This window comes from Nocardia sp. JMUB6875 (assembly GCF_041154655.1).
In the GTDB taxonomy this organism is placed as follows: domain Bacteria; phylum Actinomycetota; class Actinomycetes; order Mycobacteriales; family Mycobacteriaceae; genus Nocardia.
In genome coordinates, this window is the sequence record NZ_BAAFGR010000155.1 from 1 (window position 1) to 18624 (window position 18624).

The 18624-nt window shown below is 67.7% G+C and carries 16 protein-coding genes; 10 read left to right on the plus strand and 6 right to left on the minus strand.

What is annotated here, in order from left to right; genetic code table 11:
* Window positions 1–132: 132 nt before the first annotated feature.
* Entirely contained in the window at window positions 133–1098 is a 966-nt protein-coding gene (locus ACAM49_RS30920) for an asparagine synthase C-terminal domain-containing protein (RefSeq protein WP_369639091.1), read from the plus strand.
* A 75-nt stretch (window positions 1099–1173) separates the two neighbouring features.
* On the opposite strand, the gene ACAM49_RS30925 is transcribed toward ACAM49_RS30920, so the two are convergent.
* A complete protein-coding gene (locus tag ACAM49_RS30925) occupies window positions 1174–2115 on the minus strand; it encodes a LysR family transcriptional regulator (protein ID WP_369639092.1) in 942 nt (313 codons plus the stop codon).
* Window positions 2116–2254: 139 nt separating this feature from the next.
* On the opposite strand from ACAM49_RS30925, the gene ACAM49_RS30930 reads away from it, so the two are divergent.
* From ACAM49_RS30930 to ACAM49_RS30945, 4 genes are all read left to right on the plus strand, one after another.
* Entirely contained in the window at window positions 2255–3649 is a 1395-nt protein-coding gene (locus ACAM49_RS30930; protein ID WP_369639093.1) for an MFS transporter, read from the plus strand.
* Window positions 3646–4416, plus strand: a complete 771-nt coding sequence (locus ACAM49_RS30935) for a 3-hydroxybutyrate dehydrogenase (RefSeq protein WP_369639094.1) — start codon at window positions 3646–3648, stop codon at window positions 4414–4416. The genes ACAM49_RS30930 and ACAM49_RS30935 overlap by 4 nt, the downstream gene beginning before the upstream one ends.
* Window positions 4413–6407: an acetoacetate--CoA ligase gene (locus ACAM49_RS30940; protein WP_369639095.1), complete on the plus strand. Its 1995-nt coding sequence runs from the start codon at window positions 4413–4415 to the stop codon at window positions 6405–6407. Before ACAM49_RS30935 ends, ACAM49_RS30940 begins: the two co-directional genes overlap by 4 nt.
* An 84-nt stretch (window positions 6408–6491) precedes the next feature.
* Window positions 6492–6890 (plus strand): NUDIX domain-containing protein, encoded by a 399-nt coding sequence (locus tag ACAM49_RS30945; protein WP_369639096.1) that lies wholly within the window; start codon window positions 6492–6494, stop codon window positions 6888–6890.
* Window positions 6891–7034: 144 nt separating this feature from the next.
* Here the strand turns inward: ACAM49_RS30945 and ACAM49_RS30950 are convergent, their stop codons facing one another.
* The 3 genes from ACAM49_RS30950 to ACAM49_RS30960 all read right to left on the minus strand — a co-directional run bounded on the left by ACAM49_RS30950 (window position 7035) and on the right by ACAM49_RS30960 (window position 10981).
* Window positions 7035–7685 (minus strand): pyridoxamine 5'-phosphate oxidase family protein, encoded by a 651-nt coding sequence (locus ACAM49_RS30950; protein WP_369639097.1) that lies wholly within the window; start codon window positions 7683–7685, stop codon window positions 7035–7037.
* 93 nt (window positions 7686–7778) lie between these two features.
* Window positions 7779–9737, minus strand: a complete 1959-nt coding sequence (locus tag ACAM49_RS30955; protein ID WP_369639098.1) for a protein kinase — start codon at window positions 9735–9737, stop codon at window positions 7779–7781.
* Between the two features lie 47 nt (window positions 9738–9784).
* A complete protein-coding gene (locus tag ACAM49_RS30960; protein ID WP_369639099.1) occupies window positions 9785–10981 on the minus strand; it encodes an MFS transporter in 1197 nt (398 codons plus the stop codon).
* 86 nt (window positions 10982–11067) lie between these two features.
* On the opposite strand from ACAM49_RS30960, the gene ACAM49_RS30965 reads away from it, so the two are divergent.
* Window positions 11068–11520, plus strand: coding sequence for a winged helix-turn-helix transcriptional regulator (locus ACAM49_RS30965; RefSeq protein ID WP_369639100.1), 453 nt, complete (start codon window positions 11068–11070; stop codon window positions 11518–11520).
* Window positions 11521–11535: 15 nt separating this feature from the next.
* Here ACAM49_RS30965 and ACAM49_RS30970 read toward each other — a convergent pair whose 3' ends face one another.
* A complete protein-coding gene (locus ACAM49_RS30970; RefSeq protein ID WP_369639101.1) occupies window positions 11536–12135 on the minus strand; it encodes a TetR/AcrR family transcriptional regulator in 600 nt (199 codons plus the stop codon).
* Window positions 12136–12285: 150 nt separating this feature from the next.
* Here ACAM49_RS30970 and ACAM49_RS30975 point away from each other — a divergent pair, with 150 nt between their 5' ends.
* From ACAM49_RS30975 to ACAM49_RS30990, 4 genes are all read left to right on the plus strand, one after another.
* A complete protein-coding gene (locus ACAM49_RS30975; protein WP_369639102.1) occupies window positions 12286–13119 on the plus strand; it encodes an alpha/beta fold hydrolase in 834 nt (277 codons plus the stop codon).
* The gene (locus tag ACAM49_RS30980) at window positions 13116–15491 is read left to right on the plus strand and encodes a beta-glucosidase (protein WP_369639103.1); all 2376 of its coding nucleotides are present in this window, start codon (window positions 13116–13118) and stop codon (window positions 15489–15491) included. Before ACAM49_RS30975 ends, ACAM49_RS30980 begins: the two co-directional genes overlap by 4 nt.
* A gap of 71 nt (window positions 15492–15562) precedes the next feature.
* Window positions 15563–16801, plus strand: coding sequence for an MFS transporter (locus ACAM49_RS30985; RefSeq protein ID WP_369639104.1), 1239 nt, complete (start codon window positions 15563–15565; stop codon window positions 16799–16801).
* A 264-nt stretch (window positions 16802–17065) separates the two neighbouring features.
* The gene (locus tag ACAM49_RS30990; RefSeq protein ID WP_369639105.1) at window positions 17066–17932 is read left to right on the plus strand and encodes a MinD/ParA family protein; all 867 of its coding nucleotides are present in this window, start codon (window positions 17066–17068) and stop codon (window positions 17930–17932) included.
* Between the two features lie 86 nt (window positions 17933–18018).
* On the opposite strand, the gene ACAM49_RS30995 is transcribed toward ACAM49_RS30990, so the two are convergent.
* Window positions 18019–18624 (minus strand): nucleotidyltransferase domain-containing protein (locus tag ACAM49_RS30995; protein ID WP_369639106.1); only part of this gene is annotated, 606 nt, incomplete at its 5' end.

Consider the following 18624-nt stretch of genomic DNA (forward strand, 5'->3'; position numbering starts at 1 on the left):
GGAATGGGCCGGGTTGGGGGTGGGCGTCAAGGTTGGTCTGGCGCAGGGGAATCCGGGAACGCGGTTCACCCCACTAGGCTGGCCGTCGTGGGACGACAGGCCGAGAACCGAGCAGTCCGGAGTGGCGCAGCCATGGAATTCGTCGCTGACGTCCGGGACATCGCCTGCCCAGACCCCGGCTTACGGACCTTGACCGACCCTGAGCGGGCCGCCGAACTGGTCGCGGCCGAGACCCGGGACCGCCTGAGCGCGGTGCTCGAGGCCAACCCCGGAGACCCGATCCTCATGCTGTCCGGAGGCGTCGACTCGATACTGCTGGCCGCGATCGCCGTCGACCTCGGGTGCCGCCCGCGCGCGATCACCGTCTCGACGGGGGACGGCACCGACCGTGCGAACGCGACGGCGGTGGCCGACGCGCTGGGCCTGCCTCACGACATCGTCGAGCTCGACGGCCCGGCTGTTGTGGCCTTGGCTCGCGAGGCCATCGACCGTCTGGAACTGGCTGAGCTGTGGGAGGTTTCGTACGCCGTCCCGATGCTCGCGATCCGCCCGCTCCTGGAGGGGCTCGACACCACCGGCCCGATCCTCACCGGCAGCGGCGCGGACGCGATCTTCGCGGGCGGCAAAACTCTTGCGAGCGGGACCGGTTCGGAGGCAGTCGAGGAGCTCGACCGCATTATCCGTAAGGAATCCGCCCACAACTTCACCTATGCAGGCCGACTGGTCCCCGATTTCTATGCCCGAATCCTGGGCGACCACGCTGACCGGCTCGTCCACGTGTTCCAGACCCTCCGCTTCTGGGAACTGGCCGAAACCTTCGCGCCCCCAGCCTTGTTCGAGAAACAAGGTGACGAGACGGTCGACAAACTGTGCGTCCGAATTGCCTGCGAACAGCTGCTACCCGAATCGGTCCGAAACCTGGCCTGGTCGAAGAAATCGGCGATCCAGCACTCGGCAGGCATCATGGGCGCACTCTCCGCTGCGGCCCGAGCCGAAGCCGCGACCCTCCCCGGCGCCCAGACCTACACCGACCCCCTGACGGAATCCTTCGAAGCCGTAGCCACCCGCCTGTACCTGGCCCGCCTCGCCACTCCCTGACCAAGATCAGGGAGCTCTCACGCAGGTAATCCGGACAAAATTCCGGCCTGACAGCTCCCTGATCTTGATCGCCGGTCAGGGCCGGATGAGTTCGATGGTGTGACCGGAGGCGGGGGAGGAACCCATGAGCATGGCGCCGCGGGTCTGCACCTCGTCGCGCAATGCCTCGACGATGGCGGCGACCTCGGGGCGGCGGAGGGTTTCGGGCCGGGTGACGAGCCAGTAGGTCAGTCGGACGGAGATTTCCGGGAGTACGCGCACGAGGTCGGTGTGGCGGTCGGCCATGAAGCACGGCAGCAAGCCCAGCCCGGCGGCGGCGCGGGTGGCCTCGACGTGGACGAAGACGTTGGTGGAGGAAATGGATTCGCGCATGGTGGGTGCGAAGGTCGGGGCCAGGTCCAGGTCGTCGACCTGCAGCATAGAGTCGATGAAGTAGACCAGCGGATGCTGGGCCAGATCCTCGACCGTGCGCGGCGCGGGGTGGTCGGCCAGGTAGCCGTGTGAGGCGTAGAGCGCGAGGGTGTAGTCGCCGAGGGGGATCGCGCGGGCGCGGCGCAGCTGGGGTTTGCCGACCACGACCTCGATATCGAAGCCGGATCGTTGCAGTGAGGCCAGGCGGGTCGCGGTGACGATCTCCACCGAGAGCTTGGGGTGCCGGCGCTGCACATCGGCGATGGCGGGGGCCGCGATGTACGCGCTGAATCCGTCGGTGGCCGACATGCGGACCACGCCCTCGAGTGTCGGCGTATCCGAAGTCAGTGAGCGGACCGCGGATTCGATGGCCTCGGCGGCGGTCAGCGCCTCGCGCCCGAGATCGGTGAGCTCCCAGCCGCCCGCGCCGCGGATCAGCACCCGCCCGCCCAGCGCCTGCTCCAATGCCGCTATCCGCCGGGAGATGGTGGTGTGGTTGATCCCCAATTCCTCGGCCGCCGAGACGTAGCGGCCGGTCCGGCCCACGGACAGCAGCACCAGCAAATCATCCGGGCTCGGGCGGCTTGTGGCAGGGGTCACGCTCATTTCTGCATTCTTGCAGATTGTGGCTGCGGAACTGGTCATTGCAGGCGCACCCGGTGTGCACGAATACTCCTTGGCATCGAAGTTTGTGGGCCGCATCACAGATGAGGGTGAGGCGGCCCGAGCGTGAAGGAGTTGCGCGATGAGCGTCCCGGATACTCGACCGGAAGCGGGCGGCGGCCTGGCCGGATTACGGCGCGTGGTCGCCGCGTCCATGGCGGGGACGGTGGTCGAGTGGTACGAGTTCTTCCTCTACGGCACCGCGGCCACCCTGGTGTTCAGCAAGGTGTTCTTCAAGAGCGGCGGCAATGATCTCGACGCCATCCTGGCCGCGTTCATCACCTACGCGGTCGGCTTCGCGGCAAGGCCGTTGGGCGGCATCGTCTTCGGCCACTACGGCGACAAGTACGGCCGCAAGAAGTTGCTGCAGCTGAGCCTGGTGCTGGTCGGCGCGGCCACCTTCCTGATGGGCTGTCTGCCGACCTTCCACCAGGTCGGCTATCTGGCCCCGGTGCTGCTGGTGATTCTGCGCTTCGTGCAGGGCTTCGCCATCGGCGGCGAGTGGGGCGGCGCGGTGCTGCTCGTGGCGGAACACAGTCCGAGCCGTAGCCGCGCGTTCTGGGCGTCGTGGCCGCAGGCGGCGGTGCCGCTGGGCAATATGCTCGCGACGGTCGTGCTGCTGGCGCTGACCTCGACGCTGTCGGACGCGGCCTTCCTGTCCTGGGGCTGGCGCGTGGCCTTCTGGCTCTCGGCGGTGGTCGTGCTGATCGGCTACTACGTGCGCACCAAGATCACCGACGCGCCCATCTTCGTTGCCGCGCAACAGCTTGCCGAGCAGGAGAAGTCGAAGTCGTTCAGCGCGCTCGAGGTGTTCAAGCGCTACCCGCGCGGCGTGTTCGTCGCGATGGGGCTGCGCTTCGGCGAGAACATCATGTACTACCTGGTGGTCACCTTCTCGATCACCTATCTCAAGGTGCACGTCGGCGCCAACACCAAGGTGATCCTGTGGTGGCTGCTGGTCGCGCACGCGGTGCACTTCCTGGTGATTCCGCAGGTCGGGCGGCTCTCGGATCGATACGGCCGCAAGCCGGTCTACCTGGCGGGCGCGGTGCTGGCCGGCACCTGGGGCTTCTTCGCCTTCCCCATGATGGACTCCAAGAACAACATGGTCATCCTGTCCGCCATCGTGATCGGCCTGATCTTCCACGGCATGATGTACTCCGCGCAGCCCGCGATCATGGCCGAGATGTTCCCGACTCGCATGCGGTATTCCGGTGTGTCCCTTGGTTATCAGGTGACCTCGCTGGTGGCCGGATCGCTCGCGCCGATCATCGCGGTGCGGCTGCTGAAGGATTACAAGTCCTCGGTGCCGATCGCCTGGTACCTGGCCGCCGCGGCGGCGGTGACGGTGGTGGCGGTGCTCTTCGCTCGCGAGACCAAGGGCATCGACCTGGAGGCCATCGATGCGGCCGATGCGAACGGCACTGCGGTACAGCATGATTCGAAGCAGAACGACCCTAAGGTGACGGTGGCATGACGGAGACGACCGGACCCCTGCTCGGTGAGCTGGCCGGACGGACGGCATTGGTGACGGGCGGCGCGAGCGGTATCGGGGCGGCCTGCGCCCGCGAGCTCGCCGCCCGCGGGGCGGAGGTGACCGTCGCCGATATCGACGGCGACGGTGCGGAGAAGGTGGCCGCCGAATTCGGTGGCCACACCTGGCAGGTGGATCTGTCCGACGTCACCGCGTTGGAGGAACTCAGCCTGGGGACCGACATCCTGGTGAACAACGCCGGGGTGCAGACGGTCAGCCCGATCACCGAATTCGCGCCCGAACGCTTCCGCTTCATGCTGGCCCTGATGGTGGAGGCGCCGTTCCTGCTCACCCGCGCGGCGCTGCCGCACATGTTCAAGCAGGGGTACGGCCGGATCATCAATCTCTCGTCGGTGCACGGCCTTCGGGCCTCGGCGTTCAAGGCGGCGTACGTGACCGCCAAGCACGCGCTGGAGGGGCTGTCCAAGGTCACCGCGCTCGAGGGCGGGCCGTACGGGGTGACCAGCAACTGCGTCAATCCCGGCTATGTGCGAACCCCGCTGGTGGACAAGCAGATCGCCGATCAGGCCTTCGTGCACGGCATTCCCGAACAGGAGGTGGTGGAGCGAATCATGCTGACCGACAATGCGATCAAGCGGCTGGTGGAGCCGGAGGAGGTGGCCTCGCTGGTGGGCTGGCTGGCCTCCGACTCGGCCCGCATGGTCACCGGGGCCTCGTACACAATGGATGGCGGATGGAGCGCCCGATGATCGACCTGGCGCAGGTGGCGGGCGCACCGCAGTGGATGCCGAGCGAGGACGACATCGCTGCGGCCCGGATCACCGACTTCACCCGATTCGTCCAGCAGCGCTACGGGGTTCAGGCCGACGATTACGCCGCCCTGTGGCAGTGGTCGGTCGAGGACATCGAGGGCTTCTGGTGGATGGTCTGGGAGTACTTCGAACTGGGTGAGGCACCCGTCGAGGTGCTGGCCTCCACTGAGATGCCCGGTGCGCGATGGTTCCCCGGCGCGCGTCTCAACTACGTCGACCAGGTGGCCCGGCGGGCCCGCACCGACCGGCCCGCCATCATCGCCATGAGCGAGGACACTCCGCGCCGGGATCTCTCCTGGAAGGAAATGCTCTCCCGCACAGCGGTTCTCGCCCGCTCCCTGCGGGAGCTCGGGGTCGGTCCCGGCGACCGGGTGGCGGGCTACCTGCCCAATATCCCCGAGGCCGTGATCGCCTTCCTCGCCACCGCGAGTATCGGCGCCATCTGGAGCGCGTGCGGCCAGGACTACACCGCCTCGGCCGCGCTCGACCGGCTCGGGCAGCTCGAGCCGACCGTGCTGATCGCCGCCGACGGCTACCGCTACGGCGGCAAGGCACACGACAAGATCGACGAAATCGCGGCGCTGCGTGCGGGTTTGCCGACCCTGCGGGCGACCGTGCTGGTGTCCCGGCTGGGCCGCACCCTGCCCGATGTCCTGGACTGGAACGACGCCACCGAGGATTTGTTCGCGACGGAACCGCCCGCGCTGACGTCGGAGCCGGTCGACTTCGAGCATCCGCTGTGGGTGCTCTACTCCTCCGGCACGACCGGCAAGCCCAAGGGCATCGTGCACGGGCACGGCGGCGTTGTGGTCGAGCACCTGAAAGCGCTTGCCCTGCAATCCGATATCGGCCGGGACGACACGTTCTTCTGGTACACCAGCCCCAGCTGGATGATGTGGAACTTCCAGGTTTCCGGGTTGCTCACGGGCGCGACCATCGTCTGCTACGACGGCAGCCCTTCGTATCCCGCGTCGGATGCGTTGTGGGCGTTGGCCGCCCGTACCGGCACCACGGTGCTCGGCACGAGTCCGGGCTATGTCCTCTCCTGTGAGAAGGCGGGCTCGCATCCGGCGATCGCCCACGATCTGACCGCCCTGCGCCAGATCGGCATCACCGGTTCGGCTTTCCCGGCGTCCTCGTCGATCTGGCTGCGCGACAACGTCGGTGACATCCCGGTCTCCTCCATCAGCGGCGGCACCGATGTGGTCTCGGCCTTCATGGGCGGTGTCCGCACTCTCCCCGTCCGACCGGGCGAGCTCTCAGCACCGTATCTCGGTGTGGCACTGGAAGCTTGGGATTCCTCCGGCGAACCCGTCGAGAACGCCGTAGGCGAACTGGTCATCACCAAGCCGATGCCCTCGATGCCGGTATCGTTCTGGAACGACCCCGACGGCACCCGCTACCGCGACGCCTACTTCGACATGTACCCCGGCGTCTGGCGACACGGTGACTGGCTCACCCGAACACCTCACGGCGGCATCACAATTCATGGCCGCTCCGATTCCACCCTGAATCGCAACGGCATCCGCATGGGCAGCGCCGACATCTACCAAACCGTCGAATCGCTCCCCGAAATCGCCGAATCCCTGGTCCTGGGCATCGAACAACCCGACGCCGGCTACTGGATGCCCCTGTTCGTCGTCCTCACCCCCGGCCAAACCCTGACCGCCGAACTACGCCAACGCATCGCCGCGGCCATCCGCACCGACCTCTCACCCCGCCACGTCCCCGACGAGATCATCGAAGCCCCGGGCATTCCTCACACACGCACCGGCAAAAAGCTCGAGGTCCCCCTGAAGCGCCTGTTCCAGGGCGCCGATCCAGCCCGCGTCGTCGACCCCACCGCAATCGACGACCCGTCCCTCCTGGCCTGGTACCTCGACCAACGCCCGCAATCCGCCAGCCGAATCGCGGCGCGCACGGATTGATTCCCCCAGTGGCACACCACCGAGGAGATTTGTCCGAAATCGCCACGGTGATGTGCCACTCGACGGGTGGTTAGAGTGCTGTGGGTGGAGGAGAAGCATTTGGTCTACTGCCGGATCGAACGCGCAGGCGCGGTGCTGGTAATCCGGCGTGCCCGGGGCTTCTTCCTGGCAGGACGGTGGGAATTGCCCGGCGGCGGTGTCGAATCGGGCGAGCGGCCGGAGGTGGCCGCAATTCGCGAGGTAGGCGAGGAGACCGGCCTCTCAGTAGAGATCGTCGAGGAGCGATCAACGCACTCGTGGATGGATATAGCCGGACGTCCGATGCGCATCCACGCCCGGGTCTACGAGGCCACCGAACGTGAATCCCGCACCGTCACACTCAACCCCGACGAACACGACCACCACGCCTGGGTCACCCCCGAGCAGGCCGCCGCACTAGACCTCGCCGACCACTTCCGTGACGCGGTGTTCGACGGGGCCTAGCGCCGCTGCCGCGAACCGCGCTGTGCTTGTCCGCGCCGCCTGAATTTCGTCGTGGAGCGGGGCAGGCGCCGGCGCTGGGCACGAAGTCGCTGTCGCTGTGCTCGGGTGAGAGCTACAGCGGTGCCGGGCGGGAACTGGCGTGGGCTAGAGCGGGCGTAGGGCGGCGATGTCGGGGGCCGGGAAGCGGTGGTCGGTAATGGAATCCGGGATCGGGGTGCCGGGGGTCAGTGTCAGGGGGATTCGGCCGGCCCAGGCTTCGACGGCGTCGTCCTTGGGTTCGTCGCGGGCGAAACCCTTGCGGACCTTCACCGAGAACTCCTCGATCGGCATCCAGAGGACTGCGGTATAGCCCGCTTCTTCGACGTTGGGGCGGCGGGCCGCGTTCGGGCCGGAGAGGCGGCCGGGGATGATGGCCTTCACGATTTGGCCGAGGAGTTCCGCGCGCTCGTGCGCGTCGTCGACGGCGGTGGCTTGGCCGAAGATCATGACACTGCGGTAGGCCGCCGAGTGGTGTGATGCCGCGCGGCCGAGGATGAGGCCGTCGATCTGGGTGACGGTTACGCAGATCGGGGTGCCGGTGGTGACCGTCTTGATGAAGCGGCCGTGGATCGAGCCGTGTAGGAGTAGCCGATCTCCTTGGCGCACATGCAGAACCGGGACTACTACCGGGCCTTCGTCGGTGCTGAAGCCGACGTGGGCGACCAGGGCCTCGTCGAGGATCGCGTAGGCGGCGTCGCGGTCGTAGGTGACGCGCTCGGGGTATCGCTCGGCGGTGGTACGCGCGGTTTGCGGCATGTTCGCCACTGTAGGGCGGGGCGCGCTTCTGCCTGGCATTCGAAACGCCGAGGGACCAAAAGGAACGCCGAGGTCGTCGGGAACGGTTGGGGATCAGTAGGTCGGGGCTGTCGACGGGACCGGGGTCGAGACGGGGGTTGAGGTGGGGAGTAAGCCGATGGCGACGGTGACCGCCGCATCGGGTGCGAGTGAGGTGCCCGCTGCCGGAGTTTGATCCAGGATTTTGCCTGCCTTGGTGGAATCGGTGACCTTCGTGGTGGTTTGCTGCAAGGTGCCCTTCCAGCCGAGCGCTTGCAGCTTCGCCTTCGCGGTGTCGAAGGTGAGGCCCACCAGGTTGGGCACGGTGATGGTGGTTGTGGTGGGTCCGGTTGAGACGTAGGCCGTCACTGTCGAACCGGCCGCGCGGGCTGTTCCGGCGGCCGGATCCAGTTCCACGACTGTGCCTTTCGCGCGTTTGTCCTCGCGTTGCACCTCTTTCACGACGAACCCGGCCTTCTCCAGCTGCGCCTTCGCCTCGGCGATCAAGCTGCCGACGACGTCGGGTATCGCGATGGTCTTCGGTTGCGGCTGGGTGGTGACAGGTGCTGTCGTCCGGGGCGGGGTGTACGGCGGCTCGGTGGTGGGCTTCTCGGCCGTGGTGGGCTGAGTCGTGATCGGGTCGGTGGTCGTGATCACCGGTTGCGACGTCGCCGACACCGGTACCGCCGAGTTCGAGGCCGCCGGATGTCCGTTGTCGGCGCGCGCCAGGAAGTAGGCCACCAGCGCCAGCGCCGTCACCAGCGCCAGCCCGATCACGATCCGCGCGGTCCTGCCGCCCCGGCCGGAAGTGCCCGGCCCGGTGCCGATTCCCGCATCGCGCGGACCGGTCGGTTCGGGCGGCGGCCCCGTCACGAGCTGGGTAGGAGGCATCCCCGCCCGGTTGGGTGTCGTGGCGGGCTGCGCGGACGGCATGCCGGAAGCGATAGGAGCTCCAGCCTGGACGGGCATCGGCCGCGGCGGCGTGGTGGCACCCGACGCGACGCGTGTCGTGCCGGGACGCGGTGCCGTGGTGGCGGGCCTCGGTCCGGTATTCGGATTCGCGGGGCGCTGAGCCGTAGTCCCGGGTCTCGTTCCCGTATCCGAACTTCCGGGTCGCGGCGCGGTGCGGGTGGTGGCGAAGCGCGGTCCGCTGAGGTGATCGGTGGTGCGCGCCGAACCGGTGTTCAGTGGGGGAGCTTGCTTGAGGATCTGCGCTGCGCTCCAGGCAAGGTGCGAGCAGCTGTCATACCGCCGCTCGGGCTCCTTGGCCATGGCCCGGGTGATCACGTCGTCGAAGCCCCTGGGCAGCATGGGGTTTCGCTGGGATGGCAAGGGAATCGGTTCGTACGCGTGCCCGTGGATGATGCGGCCCACGTTCTGCCCGGGATACGGCGCCTCCCCGGTCAGCATGTGAAACAGCGTGCACCCCAGTGAGTACACGTCCGCCCGCGGATCCACCTCGCCCGGCCGGGTCAGCCGCTCCGGCGCGGCATACTGGAAACTCGCCAGGATCTCCCCGTGCTGAGTCAGCTGCCGGCTCTCGTCGAGCGCCTTGGCGATCCCGAAGTCGGTGAGCAGCACCCGTTCCGGCCGTCCCTCGGCGAGGAGGATATTGGCGGGCTTCACATCCCGGTGCAGGATCCCGGTCTCGTGCGCGTGATCGAGTGCCGCCGCGGTCTCGGCGACGATCCGCACCGCGCGCGCCGGATGCATGGGCCCCTCGCGCAGCGCCCGCGCCACATCGCTGCCGTCGACGAAGGTCATGGAGATCCACAGCCGGTCGTCGTCCTCGCCGCGCGCGTACACGGTCACGATATTCGGATGCTGCAGCCGCGCAACGGTATCGGCCTCGCGCCGGAACCGCACCTTGTGCTCGTGCTCGCCGCCGTCGGGCATGCTGAGCAGCTTCAATGCCACGAAGCGCGGCAGATCCCGATCCCGCGCCTGATACACGGCCCCCATCCCGCCGGCACCGAGCTTCCGCAGAATCTGGTATCCGGCGAAATACTCGCCCGGCTTGAGCGTAGTAACCACTGCCACCTCCCCGTCGCATGAATATCGCGGGAACGGTCGAGAGCGAATCAGTGCGCCGCCAGGACGGGCTCGGCCCGCGCGGCGAGTCGCGAGCGGGTCGCTGCCCAGAGCAGCAGTGCGGCGAGCGAATACACCGCACCGATGAGGCAAGATGCCGCCCATCCCCAGGTGCTGTAGGCCCAGGCTGTCGTGAGCGCCCCCAGCGCGGAGCCCAGGGAATAGAAGGACATGTACGCGCCGATGACCATGCTGGCCCGGGTCGGGTGAGCCGTGGTCAGGAGATGCTGGCTGCTGACATGAACGGCCTGGACGGCGAAATCGAGCAGGACTATGCCCATGATCAGAAACCAGAGGGTCGGTTCGATCTGAGCGATGAGCAGCCAGGACGCCGTGAGTAGCGTCAGCGACCACCCCGTAATCGTTTGCGCGCGACTGGAATCGGCCCATCGGCCCGCTCGGGCGGCGCCGAGGGCTCCGGCCAGGCCCGCGAAGCCGAACAGGCTGATCGCGGTGCTTCCGAAGTTCCAGGGATCCGCGCCGAGCGGCAGGGCCAGTCCGCTCCACAGGGTTCCGAAGGAGGCGAAGAGGAAGAACGCGATCAGGCCGCGGGTCACGAACAGGCGATCCGTGCGCACCAGACGAGCCATCGACGCCAAGGCGCGCAGGTAGTGCGCGCCACCGGTTCTCGGATCCGCTGGCAGCGCGGCCCGGACGATCGAAGCGAGCAGGGCGCACAGGAGCGCGAGCAGTGCATAGACGGCCCGCCAGCCGATCGTGTCACCGAGCACACCGGCGAGAATCCGCACCCCCAGAATGCCGAGCACCACACCAGAAGTGACCGCCCCGATGTTCCGGCCGCGCTCCTCGGGCGCGGAAACCGCCGCGGCGTAGGCGACCGTCACCTGCACCACCACCGCGAACACACCCGCGCTCACCAAGCCCGCGAACGCGACCACCCCGTTCGGCGCGACCGCCACCATCCCGGCCCCGACCGCCGTGAGCACCAGTTGCGCGCCGATCAGCTTGCGGCGGTTGACGACATCGCCCAGCGGGACGAGCGCCACCAGCCCCGCGAAATATCCGATCTGCCCCGCCGCGACCAGCCAACCCAGCGACCCGCCGCCCAATCCCAGGTCACCGCCCGCCTTTTCGAGTACCGGCTGGATCGCGTAGATCGTCGAGACCGCCACCGCGCACACCATCGCCAGCACGAATCTCTGCGTCCCTGTGATTCCCGTCGTCACCACGCCTCCCAAATCAGTAGCAAAATGAAACTATTCGAGAGTAGGTACAATCGGTTTCGAATTGCAACCGATCGGGAGGATGTGCGATGACCGCGACACTCGGCGAGGGCCGCGAGTGGACCGATCCCACCTGCCCCGTCGCCCGCACGGTCGACCTGGTGGGCGACCGCTGGAGCCTGCTCATCGTGCGCGACGCCATGGACGGCGCGGCCACCTTCACCGAGTTCCAGCAGCGCCTCGGGATCGCCCGCAATATCCTCACCGACCGGCTGCGCAGACTCGTCGAGTCCGGGATTCTGGTCACCACCACCGCGCCCGGCGGCAAGCGGCACAGCTACGAATTGACCTCGGCCGGTGCGGATCTCTTCACGACCATCGTGGCGCTGCGGCAATGGGGGGAACGACACGCCTTCGCGAGCAACGAATCCCGATCGACGCTGCTGGATCTCGACGACCGGCCGCTCGCCGAACTCCAACCGCGGAACCGGCGGGGCAAGCCGGTTACCGCCGGTACCACCAGGGTGCGAAAGGTGCGCTGACGCAGCGGGATACCGCTAGGAGATGTAGGCGATGAGTTCGTCGATGTAGGCGCGGAAGAGGGTGGTCATGTCGACGGTGTCGGGATCGACGAGCCATTGCAGTTGCAGGCCGTCCATCATGGCGAAGACCTGCCGGGCGATGACCGCCGGATCGATCCCCGCCCGGATGCTGCCGTCATCGATGCCCGCCTGCAACGCCCCCGACAGGTACGTCTGGAGATTGCGGTAGCGGTTGAGGGCCCATTCGTGGGCGGGATGGTCGGCGGTGACTGCCTCGCTGGTGAGGACCGTGAACAGCCGGACCAGGCCGGGAACGTGCATGTTGTGGTCGACCAGCTGGGCCAGGCGCAGCAGCGCGTCCTTGCCGTGCAACTGCTGGTCGAAGCCCAATCGGTCGTAATCGAGGCGGTCGCGGTAGTCGAGCACCGCGGACAGCAGGGCCGCCTTGTTGGGGAAGTAGTGCAGCAGGCCGGGCTGGGACAGGCCGCAGCGGTCGGCGATCTCGGCGATGGAAGTGCTGCGATAGCCGTTGTCGGCGAAGGCTTTCAGGGCCTCGTCGATGATCTGCTCGCGGCGGTCGTCGCCCCGGCGGCGGCGTCGGGGGTGGGGCGTCATGAGGTGGGACACTAGTCAAGGGTGTTGAGCAGGCAAAATCCCGCAACGGTAACGAAACGATAACAGTACCTAATGACCACTCGGTAAACTGGATTTCCACTGGCACACTCGTGCCAGCCGTACAGGGCAGTACGAGGGAAGGGATTGCCGATGAGTCAGGCCCCGATCACGCCGATCACGCTGCGGGGAGCCGTCGGAAAGCTGGCCGGGTGGGAAATCGAGCCCGCCGAGCGTCGCGGCACCGTGCTGCTGGTGCCGGGCTTCACCGGATCCAAGGAAGACTTCGAGGCCGTGCTGCCGCTGCTGGCCGATTCCGGGTATCGCGCGGTCGCCTACGACCAGCGCGGGCAGTGGCAGTCCGAAGGCCCGGACGAGGTGTCGGGCTACACCATGGCCGACTTCGTCGGCGACCTGCAGGGCGTGGTGGACCAGATCTCGCCGGATGAGCCGATCCATCTGGTCGGGCATTCCTTCGGCGGCTATGTCTCCCGCGTCGCGGTGGTCGAGCGGCCGGGCCGGTTCCGCAGCTTCACGCTGCTCGCCTCCGGACCGTCCTCGGTGGAGGACATCAACTTCCCGCCGCCGCAAACGGTTGCGCAGATGGTGGAAGCCGGTGGGCAGGAGCTCATCTGGCAGCAGATGAGCACCGCGCTGTTCGAGGCCGGGCAGCGGCCGTCGCCCGCGCGCATGGAGTTCCTGCACCAGCGGATTCTGCAGACCAAGAAGGCCAATATCCTCGGCATTCTCGCCTGCATGACCGAGCCGCCGCTGAAAGACCCCTCGGCGCTGCGTGATTCGGGCGTCCCGCTGCTGGTCGCGTACGGCGACACCAATGACCTGTGGGCGCCGGAGGTGCACGAGGCGTTCGCGAAGCAGCTCAACGCCCAGACGGTCGTGTTCCACGGCTCCGGCCACGTGCCGAACGAGGATGTCCCCGAACAGGTTTCCGCCGCCCTGGTGAACTTCTGGAAGGAACAGGCATGACCGACGTCATCGACGACATCCTCGCGAAGCTCGACCTGCCGGCCAAGATCCGTCTGATCTCCGGCGCGAACTTCTTCCGATTCGCCGGTGATTCGAGCATCGGGCTGGCGGAGATGCCGGTCTCCGACGGTCCGTCCGGCGTGCGCGGGGAGCAGTGGGACGAGCGCGACCCGTCGGTGAGCCTGCCCTCGGGCACCGCGCTGGCCGCCACCTGGGACCGCGATCTGCTCACCGAGATCGGCGCGCTCATCGCCGCCGAGGCGCGGCGCAAGGATGTGTACGCGGTCCTGGGGCCCACGATCAACCTGCATCGATCCCCGCTCGGCGGACGGCATTTCGAATGCTTCTCCGAGGATCCGATGCTCACCGCCGAGATCGCCGAGGCGTATGTGCGGTCGGTGCAGGCGCACGGCGTGAGCGCGTGCCCGAAGCACTACGTGGCCAACGATTCCGAGACCGAGCGCTTCACCGCCGACGTCATCGCCGACGAGCGGACACTGCGCGAGCTGTACCTGTACCCGTTCGAGCGGTCCGTCGAGGCGGGCGCGTGGATGATCATGGCTGCCTACAACTCGGTCAACGGCGTCACCATGACCGAGAACGAGCTGCTCGACGAACCGCTCAAGGGCGAGTGGGGATTCGACGGCGTGGTGGTCTCGGACTGGACCGCCGTGCGCTCGACCGCGGGCGCGGCCAAGGGCAATGACCTGGCCATGCCGGGGCCGTGGGAGCTGTGGGGCGCGCCGCTGGAGGAGGCGGTGCGCAATGGTGAGGTGCCCGAAGCGGCCATCGACGAAAAGGTCCGGCGCATCCTGCGATTCGCGGTCCGGGTGGGCGCGCTGAACGGGTCGCCGCAGGCGGTTCAGCCGTTCAGCGACGAGGCCGCGCAGCGTGTGGTGCGCGAGGCCGCCGCCAAGGCCATGGTGCTCGCCGCCAATGACGGCACCCTGCCGTTGAGTAAGCCCGCGCAGGTCGCGCTGCTCGGATCCGCCGCGGCCGAACCGCGTTTCATGGGTGGCGGCAGCGCTACCGTGATTCCAGCGCACACCACCTCGCCGCTGGAGGGGCTCTCGGAGGTGCTGCCGGTGGTCTACACGCCCGGTGTGCACCTGAGCGAGAACATGATTCCGGTGCCCCTGGAACTGGTCACCGATCCGGAGACCGGCGCCGAGGGGCTGTCGCTGCGCTACCTCGACGGCGATGAGGTGCTGGACGCCGAGCATCGCACCGCGGGCAGTCTCATGCTGTTCGGCAACCCGAATGCCATGCGGGCCAAGGCCATCGAGCTGCGCGGCCGCTTGCGCGCCGATGTCGCGGGGGAGTGGCGCATCGGTTTCGCCGGTGTCGGCACCCTGACCCTGAGCATCGACGGCGGGCAGGTGCTCGAGGAGACCGTGCTGCCCGAGGGCACCGATCCGGTCGAGATGCTGCTGAATCCGCCGCAGCGCTTCGTCACCCGCGCGCTCACCGAGGGGCAGGAGGTCGATGTGCTGGTGCGGATGGTGCCCGGCGGCGGCTTCCCCGCCATGGGCATCACCCTCGCGGTCGGCCGCCCGCGCCGCTCCGCCGACGAGGAGTTCGCCGCCGCGGTCGAATTGGCGCGGACCTCCGAGGTGGCGATCGTGGTGGTCGGTACCACCGAGCAGATCGAATCCGAGGGCTTCGACCGGACTTCGCTGGCACTGCCCGGCCGCCAGGACGAGTTGGTCGCCGCTGTCGCCGCGGTGAATCCGCGCACCATCGTGGTGGTGAATTCCGGTTCCCCCGTGGAGATGCCGTGGCGCGACGATGTCGCCGCGGTGCTCCTGACCTGGTTCCCGGGACAGGAGTTCGGGTCGGCGCTGGCCGATGTGCTCACCGGCGCTGTCGAACCCGGCGGCCGCCTGCCCACCACCTGGCCCAAGACCATGGCCGATGTCCCGGTGCTGGACACCAAGCCCGCGCCCGACAATGCCCTGCCGTACACCGAAGGCATTCATATCGGCTACCGGGCCTGGCTGAAATCCGGTGTCGCCCCGGCCTATCCGTTCGGGCACGGCCTGGGATACACCACCTGGGAACTGTCGGATCTGAAGGTCGCGGGCCGTACCGCCACCGTCACCGTCCGCAATACCGGCGACCGGCCCGGCCGTCAGGTCGTGCAGGCGTATCTTTCGCGGGAGAACAGCGCCGTGGATCGCCCGGTGCGCTGGCTGTCCGGCTTCGCGGTGGTCGAGGCGGGCGCGGGTGAATCCGTTACCGCCACCATCGAATTGCCCAAGCGCTCCTTCGAGCACTGGACCGAGGAAGGCTGGGTCATCGAGCCCGGTTCCTTCACCCTGCACGTCGGCACCTCGGTGACCGCGCTGCCCCTCACGGCCGACATCGGCTGATTCACCTCGACAGCAACGGATTCCGGTCGGCGACGGCCGGAATCCGCGCTGTCCGCACGCTCTGGATTCCCGTGGATCGTTCCGAAGCCGACGCCGTCGGCCAGCTCTCTGTCCCTGAGGCCGCACCCGCGCGCGGCCTACTCCCGCTGCTGTTCGCCGGGAACGCCGCCATGTACGCGCTGTACATCGGCGTCGGTAGTGTGTTGCTGCCCTTGCAGATCGAGCACATCGACGCGGCGTTGAAGGTCGCCAATCTCGGTCTGGTGGGCGGGATCGCCGCGATCTTCGCGACCGTGTTCAACCCGGTGGCCGGTGCGCTGTCCGACCGCTCGGGGCGGCGCAATCCGTGGATTCTGGGCGGCGGTCTGGCCGCCGTAGCCGCGATGGCCGTGCTCGGCAGCGTCAACACGGTGCTGCTGGTCGCGATCGGGTGGTGCCTGGGGCAGGCGGTCATGAATATCTATCAGGCCGCGCTGACCTCCGTTGTCCCGGACCGGATTCCACTCGCGCGACGCGGTGTCGCCTCGGCGGCGGTGGGACTGGGCATGCCGGTGGGATCGACGATCGGCGTGCTGATCGCCTCGGTGTTCTCGCATCACTACCGCACCGGCTACCTGGTGCTCGGTGCGCTGGTCGCCGCGGCGGCGGTGTTGTTCACCTCCCGCGCCAGGGAACAGCGCATGCCCGCGCGGGAACCGACGCCGTTGCGGGCGCAGGTCGCGACGTTTCTGAATGTGCTGCGCGAGCACGACTTCCGCTGGGCCTTCATCGGCCGCGCGCTGCTGGTGCTCGGCTACTTCGCCGTCACCGGGTATCAGCTGTATATCTTGCAGGATCACATCAGCCTGCCCTCCGGCCTGGAGCCGTCGAAGGCGGTCGCGGTGCTGACGCCGATTTCCGCTGTGGCCATGGCGGTTTCGACCGTTGCGGGTGGTGTGCTGTCCGACCGCCTCGATCGCCGCAAGCTGTTCGTCGCCGTCTCCGCCGCGCTCGCGGCTGTCGCCCAGCTGATTCCGCTGCTCACCTCGACCTGGCCCGGCATGCTGGCCTTCGCCGCGGTGAACGGCCTGGCCTTCGGGTGTTTCATGGCCGTGGACACCGCGCTGGTCACCATGGTGTTGCCCAAGGCCGCCGATGCCGCCCGCGATATGGGAGTCCTCAATATCGCCAATGCGGGCCCGCAAATCGTCGGGCCGTTCGTCGCGTCGGCGGTGGTGAGCTTCGGTGGATACCCGCCGTTATTTGTTGTCGGCGGGCTGCTTTCGGTGCTCGGGGCGGTCGCGGTACTGCCCATCCGGGCGGTGCGCTGACATTCTGTGCCGGAGTTCGCGCCGGGGAGCGATTCCGTTGCTGACATGACAAGATCAGGTAATATCGTGCGGCATTGAAAGGTGCTGCACAGCAACCTTTTCTGCACTCTTGATCGACGGTTTGGGCGGTAGGGGGTATCCGGGGGGACGGCACACAGGACTTCAGCGAAGTTGTCGAAGCGCAGGGGGCTGTTCGTCGACACGGTGAGGGTGTTGACGGCGAGATGCCTTGGCCCGGCTGCGCCGCACAAAAGGAATCTCGTAATGTCCGAAAATTTCCCGGATCATCCCGCCGCTCTCTCCGCCACGCCCACAGACCTTTCCCTGCTGTTGCGCCCGTCCCCGCCCGGAGCCCCGACCGATGTGGTGCGCATGCACCCGCGCAACGGCTTCCTACTGTGGGCCGACCTCCCACCCGTCCTCGTCCTGGGCAGCTCCGGCGGCTCCGGCGCGACCACCACCGCCCTCGGCATCGCCGGCGCCGCCGCCTACGACTACGGCGAACATTCCCCGATCGTGGTGGACGCCACCACCACCGGCGGCGACCTGTCCGCCCGCGGCTGCGACACCATCGACGCCGCCGGCACCGTCCAATCCTGGCTCAACATGACCCACCGCAGCCTCCCCTCCACCGTGATCGACAGCTGCGGCGAAAACAGCTCCGGCGTAGGCGTCCTCCCCCGCGGACCCGAAGCCTTGCCCCGCCGCGAAACCTACTCCTCCGTCCACCGAGACCTCGTCGAAGCAGGCTGCCTCCCCGTCTACGACGGCGGCGCCCCCGTAACCAACCGCATGGTCGCCCCCCTCCTCTGCGACTCCCGAATCTCCCTGGTAATCACCCTCGCCGCCCGCCCCGACGCCGTAAACCGCCTCAAACCCGCCCTGATCTGGCTAGACGACAACTACAGCCAATACCACCTAGCCGAAGCAGTAATAGTCGTAACCCGCCAACACCCCAAAGACGGCCCCCTGGTAACGGAACACGTCCGCAAATACCTGGGCGACGTAGTCCGCGCAGTAGCCGAAATCCCCTACGACGCCCACCTAGGCTCCGGCGGCCCCATCTCCTGGCGCCGCCTAGCCCCACCCACCCGAGCCGCCTACCGCCAACTGGTAAACCTCCTCCGCTGACCCGCCGCGACCACACCTGAGACGCCAGCGCCCCGATCCGCCGCCAGCCCTACTCGATCGCATCGCGCGGCCGGAATGCCCCTCCGCTAACGCTCTCCGCCGCTGAGGGTTTCGAGCCAGTCGTGGTGGGGATGCACGCGGGCAAGCCATGCCGCCAGACGCGCGACCCGATGGTCGGGGAGTAGGGGGGTCACGCGGTCGAAGTCCTGCTGGTCCTTGGGGCGTTGGGCCTTGGCCTTGAACAGGAGGGCCACTTCGGGGATGACGTAGGGAATTCCGGCGCGGCCGATTTCAATCAGGTCGGTGTAGGGCAGAGTGATCGAGGGTTCGCGGCGGCAGATCCAGCGTTCGCCGTCATGCGGTTCGCGGAACACGTCGAGGTGATATTTGCCCGTCGCGGGGTCCCGTAGCCACGTCTGGTGAAATTCGGCGCGGTCGCCAGCATCTCGATAAGCCCACACCATCCCCGACCCGACCACATCCCACTCGTAGCCGCCGAACGCGGCAGCCACCTCCCCGAATCGTTCACGAGGAACAGCGATTTCAAGGTCTTCATGATCCCGGGTCTGGGTTCCGACAAACAAATCCAGCGCCCACCCACCGACCACACACCACGGAACCGATATCCCCACCAGTCGCCCCGCCACACCCTCCGGCGTCCACGCCTCCCAACGCTGAGCACACTCCTCCAC